The 6330-nt window shown below is 69.5% G+C and carries 3 protein-coding genes and 1 tRNA gene; all 4 read left to right on the forward strand.

The window, feature by feature from the left end; genetic code table 11:
• Positions 1-37: 37 nt before the first annotated feature.
• The 4 genes from ACZ6QO_RS36185 to ACZ6QO_RS36200 all read left to right on the forward strand — a co-directional run bounded on the left by ACZ6QO_RS36185 (position 38) and on the right by ACZ6QO_RS36200 (position 6231).
• On the forward strand, positions 38-655 hold the full coding sequence (locus ACZ6QO_RS36185; protein ID WP_465857753.1) for a hypothetical protein: 618 nt from the start codon (positions 38-40) through the stop codon (positions 653-655).
• Positions 656-805: 150 nt separating this feature from the next.
• Positions 806-882 (forward strand) — tRNA-Lys (locus tag ACZ6QO_RS36190).
• Positions 883-1112: 230 nt separating this feature from the next.
• Positions 1113-1634: a hypothetical protein gene (locus ACZ6QO_RS36195; protein ID WP_465857755.1), complete on the forward strand. Its 522-nt coding sequence runs from the start codon at positions 1113-1115 to the stop codon at positions 1632-1634.
• Between the two features lie 340 nt (positions 1635-1974).
• The gene (locus tag ACZ6QO_RS36200) at positions 1975-6231 is read left to right on the forward strand and encodes a golvesin C-terminal-like domain-containing protein (protein WP_465857756.1); all 4257 of its coding nucleotides are present in this window, start codon (positions 1975-1977) and stop codon (positions 6229-6231) included.
• Positions 6232-6330: the final 99 nt, after the last annotated feature.

Here is a 6330-nt window from a genome sequence, read left to right on the forward strand (position 1 = left end):
GGTCCCCATGTCTTCTGATGAAAGATCCTGACCTCCCATGTCTTTTTTCACGAACACCCCCAGATGTCGCATGGTCTCCCGCATCATCGGCGCCACGATGATCTGCACCGCCGCGGTGGGGACGGCCGGCGCGGCCCACGCCGCCAGCTCCCCGGAGCGCACCAAGGACGGCGTCGCCACCACCGTCGCCACTCAGCGAGTGATGCTGAAGGGCTCCACCATGGCCTCCTACTTCTGGGACGACTCCTCCGGCCGCGCCGGTGACACCGGTCTGCCGGCCATCGGCAAGCCGATGCAGAAGGGTCTGTTCGCGAGCCCGAGCTGGCCGCTGGGCACCGAAGGCTATGTGATCTACAAGGGCAGGAAGGCGCCGTTCTTCATCGGCGACCGCGGCCCCGGCATCCCCTCCCAGAGCGGTGTCATGCTCGACATCGACGGCAAGACCTTCGCCGAGCTGACCGGCGGCGACTTCAACAACTCCAACCTGATGGTGACCGGCTTCGACGCCGGCCACATCAAGGTGGACTACGTCATCACCAAGTGGGGCGGCGGCCCGGGCAAGAAGAACCTCCCGGTGCCCTTCTCCGACGGAGCATGGGGCGAGTACGACCACGACCCCGCCGAGCCCACCCTGGCGCTCGTCTCCGCTCCCTGACCTTCAGCGCACATCGAGGCGGGCCGAAGCCGCTGTGCTCCCGAGCCTCCCCGGGAAACGGCGTGCCGGTGCTTCCCCCTGGTACCGGCACGCCGACCTCCCGCCGATGTGCGTAGCTTCGCCGGGACTGCTAAAGTCACGGTAGTCAACGCGCCGCTAGCTCAGTTGGTTAGAGCAGCTGACTCTTAATCAGCGGGTCCGGGGTTCGAGTCCCTGGCGGCGCACCACGGCGACAGCCGATGACCTGGGCACTCTCCACTTGACGGAGGGTGCCCACAGTCATTTCCAGGGCCCGCGCCCGATCGTCGCGGGCTTTCGTCCCCGGCCAGGTCTTCCCGGTGGCAATGCCGCCGACGGCCTCGGAAAAGGCGCAGAAAGGCGTGGTCTCTGTCGGGTTTCCGACCGCCTGATCGGCGCACGTGGTGCGGAAGGACGCGCCGCGCCTATGGTCCCGCTCATGCTGGAAATCGCGGTCGCGTTCATGGGTCTGCTCTTGGCGGCGAACATGGCGGTGACGCTGGCCATCGTGCGGCGGTTGCGGGAGTTGAAACGAGCGGGGCACCATGACGAGCATTCGACGCTCCCCGAAGCCGGGCACGTCGTCGGTGAATTCGAGGTGACCGCCTTGAACGGCACCCGGCTGTCTCGTGCGGACTTCTCCGTGGGACCGAGGCTCGCCGTGTTCGTCACTCCGGACTGCGATGCCTGCGAAGGCGTGGTGGAAGCCCTGCACAAGATCAGCTACGAGGAGGCGCCGCCCGTCGTCTTCGTCGCGGGTTCGCCGTCGAGCCGCGAGGTGCGGGAGGTCATCGACGGGCTGCCGCGCGGGATGGTCGTCGCCTGCGTCGCGCCTCTGGGCGAGTCGGTCCACGAGGCGATGCGGGTCGGCGCGTATCCCGCCATCGTCAGGGTCAGCGACGGCGTGGTGGAGCTGGCGGCCGACCGCTTCTTGGCCGGAACGCCGCACAGCGGCCGATAGCCGGTTCCCTCCGCGTACGTCCGCGCTCATTTCCGCTGATAACACCTGCCGGTCTGATTGGCAAGGGTTCATTCGGCACGCTGTCGCGGATCCGTCAGATCCTTGAGCGGCATGCCGGCGCTATGCAGAATCGGGATGGCGGCCGGTACTCCGCGCCTTTCGAACGCGACTCGTGCTCTCCCCTTCTCTTTCGTATGCATTCGTTCGGTGGAAAACCCGTTCGCCGGCCCTCGAAACGCGCCCGGCCGAGCCGTCGTGATGCGCCGCTGAAGGCGCCTTCCAGCCCTGCATCGGAGCCAACGTGTTATTGCGGACTGTCAGCACATCAGCTCGGGTATTGATGATCACCGCACTGCTCTTCGGGCCCGCGACCGTGGTTCCCGGCGGCGCCGCCACCGCGAGCGCGGTCGCGGAATCGGCGCCGGACGGGACGGCGGGCGACAGACCGGGGACCGGTTCGGATCCCGCCACGCCTGATCGCTCCTCCATCGCGGTCGCCGAACGGGACAAGACGCTGCCGGAGGGGTGGAAGACCTCCAAGGACCTGGCCGTCGCCACGGCGGGAGACGCGACCGGTTTCCACGTGCTGGTCGCGGAGGCGCGATCCGGCTACCAATGGCGGACGCTGACCACCTTGAGCGAGCCCGGCATGGACACCGACCGTTGGATCGGGAACGCGTGCCTGACCGGTTCCGGGACGAAGGTCGTCGTCGTGTACGCCCCGCGCCACTTCACGAACCGGACGAGGTTGTTCGCCCGAGGAGCGTTCGCCGCGGTCGTCGACGTGGCGACCGGTGCGGTCGCCAAGCTGCGCGACCAGGTCACGCTGGCGTACTTCAACCCCGGCTGCGGCGCGGGCGGCGACGTCGCGCTCGTCCAAGGGGCCGACGAGGTCAAGAACAGCAGCCGCCTGCTGAAGGTGGACACCGGCAGCGCGAAGGTCGAACTGGCGGCCGTGGTCCCCGGCCAGATCACCTCCGCCGTGCCCTCCGGCGACGACCTGCTCGCGGTCGACGGCGACGCCGTCGTGCGGGTCACCGGTTCGGGCAAGGTCACGACCGTCGCGACCGGCGACTCGGTCCCGTTCGACCTGCGCGCGGACGGCGAGGGCGGCGTCACGTTCACCGAGGCGCACGGCAAGCTCGTCCGGGTCAGGTACCACCGGGGTACGAAGACCCGGACCCTGGCCACCGGTGAGCCGGGCCGGCTCGCCGTCCGCGGGGGAAGAGGCGGCAGGACCTTCCTGGTCGGGACGCCGGCCGAGGTCGAGAAGCTGCCGAAGGGCATCTCCGTGCTGCCGGCGAAGGCCGAGGCGCAGGTCTCCTCCGACGGCGGGCTGGTCATCCGCGGAGTGGTGCCGAGCGGCCTGCGGAACGGGCCGCGCGACAACCCCCAGGGCACGGGGATCAGCGGCGCCGGTCGTGCGACGGCGGGACCGGAGGCGATCGCGATCACCGCGACGGTCGCCTCGACCAAGTCGGACGTGAGCTTCGAGGTGCGGCCCGCCGCCGAGATGGCGCCGGAAGGCGACGCCGGCCGGGTCGTCAACCCCCGGCTGGCCGCGGCCGCCGGCACGGTGGACGAGGGGTACACCTGCGCCGTTCCCAGGAACGACCCGTTGGTGCAGGTGTACCAGCCGCACTGGCGGCAGGTGGAGTGGGCGGTGGACCAGCTGGTCATGAGACGCCTGACCCTGTCGCGGCCGGCCGGCTGGAAGGGGTCGGGGCTGCCGTCCTGGTCACCGCAGACCATGTTCGCCGCCGGCGACCTTCAGGGCGGAGGACGGGTGCCGACCAACATCATGCTGGGCATCCTGGCCCAGGAGTCCAACCTGTGGCAGGCGCAACGCCTCGCGCTGGAAGGCGAGACGGGAAATCCCCTGGTCGGCAACTACTACGGTGTGGACGTCTATGACGACGACCCTTCCAACGACTGGGCGATCGACTTCTCCAAGGCCGACTGCGGATACGGGATATCACAGCAGACCGACGGCATGCGCAAGGCCGGCTCGGAGCGCCCGGGCGAGACCGCGTGGCCGGCCGGCACCCAGAAGGCGGTGGCGGTGGACTACGTCACCAACATCGCCGCGGGCCTGCGGACGCTGGTGCAGAAGTGGAACCAGATCTACGCCGACACCGGCGGGACGATGAAGGCCAACAACGGCGATCCCGCCATGCTGGAGAGCTGGTACTACGCCGTCTGGGCCTACAACTCCGGCTGGCATCCGAAGGCCGAGGCCTCCGCGAACGGCGGCGCCTGGGGCCTCGGCTGGACCAACAACCCGTCGAGTGGCGTCTGGCGGCCCGGCCGGCATCCCTTCCTGGACGGCAACACCTACGCCGACGCCGCGACGCCGCAGTACTGGCCCTACCAGGAGAAGGTGCTCGGCTGGGCGGCCTGGCCCATCACGAAGAGCTATTGGGACACCGCTTCCGGCACCTGGAAGGAGCAGGCGGGATACAACGCCGCCTGGTGGAACAGCGACGCCTATCGCTCCGCCGTGGTGCCGGTCGTCCAGAAGGCGAACCTCTTCGCGGTCGACCTCAACGCCTTCTGCCTGCCCGCGTCGAGCGGGGGCCAGCACAACGAATGCCAGCCGGGGACGACGAACTACGAGTCACCGGCCGACAGCACCCCCGGGCGATGTACGCGGGCGGACTTCAAATGCTGGTGGCACGCGCCGAAGACATGGAAGACCGACTGCACGGCGGCGTGCGGGCACGAGGGGACCATCCGCTACTCCGACGCGGTCTGGGCGGGAACGGAAAGGGAGGAACCGGCCGACTACCTGACCCCGTGCCGCACGCCCGGCCTTCCGTCGGGGGCGCTCATCGTCGACGACGTGCCGCGTTCGGTGCCCGCGATACGCGGCGGCTGCGACAACTCCGGGTGGGTCAACTCCGGCACGCTGTCGCTCGCCTTCGGCAGGAACGGGGCGGGGCAGGAGGTCTCGAAGGCGGACTTCCAGCAGCTCGGCAACGGCTTCGGCGGCCACCAGTGGATCGGATACGCGAGGAGGAGCGCCGAGACCCAGTTCAAGATCACGGGTACCTGGACGCTCGGCCAGGCCATCAACGGCCCGGCCAGGGTGTTCGTCCACCTGCCCGACCACTACGGCTCCGCCAAGGCGGTGAAGTACGAGATCGAGACCGCAAGGGGGACGAGGACCCGCACGGTCGACCAGGACGGGACCGGCAACCGGTGGGTCTCGCTGGGCGGTTACCTGTTCGACGCCGCCCCGGTGGTGCGGCTCAGCACCGTCATGGAGAACGGGAACGGAAGCCAGGCGGTGGTCTGGGACGCCATCGCGTTCCAGCCCGTCCACGGCACCTTCGCGGAGCATTCGGTCGACGCCGTCGCCCTGTTCGACGAGGACCAGGACATCGATTCCGACGTGGCGTCCACCTGGCTGCTCAACACGCCGCTGAAGAACCGGCAGGCGTTGTACGACTGGGCGATGAGCGTCACGGGTGAGGTGCTGGCCGCCCCCGCCTGCTCGGGCGGTCCCACCACCTCGTGTGTCATGCCGCAGCTCAAGGACGCGATGCAACGGTGGAGACAGCAGGTCGTCGAGGCCGGCGTCGATCCCGTCCAGCATTCGCCCGGCAAGGCGATCACCAACTGGATCCACTTCGCCAATCCCTACACCGATCGCCCGACCAGCGCCGCCAAGCCCACGCGATTCGACACCGACGACACCAGTTACAAGGTCAGATCCCGGGTGCGGGTGTCGTTCGTGGTGGACGACACCGGGACGATCGTGAGCGGCAGTGAGGCCACGGAGTTCGAACACCGTACGGGCGACACCGTTCTGCCCGCCTTCGTCATGGAGACGCTGGCGGCGTTCCAGCAGGGCTATGGATTCGCGCCACCCGACCTGGGCTACACCGCCGCGAATCTCAACCGCCACGACGGGGGGTCCAGGACCGCCGCGCCCAACTCCACCGGCCGGCTGCCCGGCAGGGCGTGGGCCGACAAGGGCGAGGCCACGGTGGTGGACGACCAGGGTAACCCGGCGAACGGCGACGGCGACTGTGTGCACGCCAGATACGTCTCGGGCGGCATCATCGGTTACGGCCCGATGCTCGGCACGGCCGTGCCGGACCGGTTCGGCGCCTGGGCGTCCCGCATCGACGCGGCGACGTCCATGTCACCGGCGGCCTCCAGGGTCGCGGCGGAGATCTACAACCTGTTGTTCCGCACCGGCAACACCGGTTCCATCTTCTACAACGCGCCGCCCATCTGGCAGCAGCTGGACTTCCTCGCCTGCGCGGACGGCTCGGTGCGCCGCCACGCGCCCTCCGGCGGCGAGCCGCTGCCCATTCTGAACGCCAGCCTCATGCCCGACCATTACCTGTACCACAATGGCCAGGCGATGAATCAGCAGGGCGCGTTCTCGCAGACCGCGGCGCCCGTGATGAAGGGGGACTTCGTCGGATTCAGCCGGGTGCCGACGCCGATCGCCACCCTGGGTCACCCGTGGGGAAACTGCTCGTCGATCGCGTACCGGTGGGGGAATCCCTGGGGTGTTCTGCCGCCCGCCACGGGACCCGCCGATCCGGATACCGTGAATCTGTGTGACAGACCCCGGACCTGACAGGCGCGGGGGGGGGGGGGGGGGGGGGGGGGGGGGGGGGGGGGGGGGGGGGGGGGGGGGGGGGGGGGGGGGGGGGGGGGGGGGGGGGGGGGGGGGGGG

It is taken from the genome of Sphaerisporangium sp. NPDC049457 (assembly GCF_055586705.1).

Excerpts from the sequence above, each read along its gene's own strand:
- ACZ6QO_RS36185 (WP_465857753.1), top strand. The coding sequence starts at position 38 with ATGTCTTTTTTCACGAACACCCCCAGATGTCGCATGGTCTCCCGCATC.
- ACZ6QO_RS36195 (WP_465857755.1), top strand. The coding sequence starts at position 1,113 with ATGCTGGAAATCGCGGTCGCGTTCATGGGTCTGCTCTTGGCGGCGAAC.
- ACZ6QO_RS36200 (WP_465857756.1), top strand. The coding sequence starts at position 1,975 with ATGATCACCGCACTGCTCTTCGGGCCCGCGACCGTGGTTCCCGGCGGC.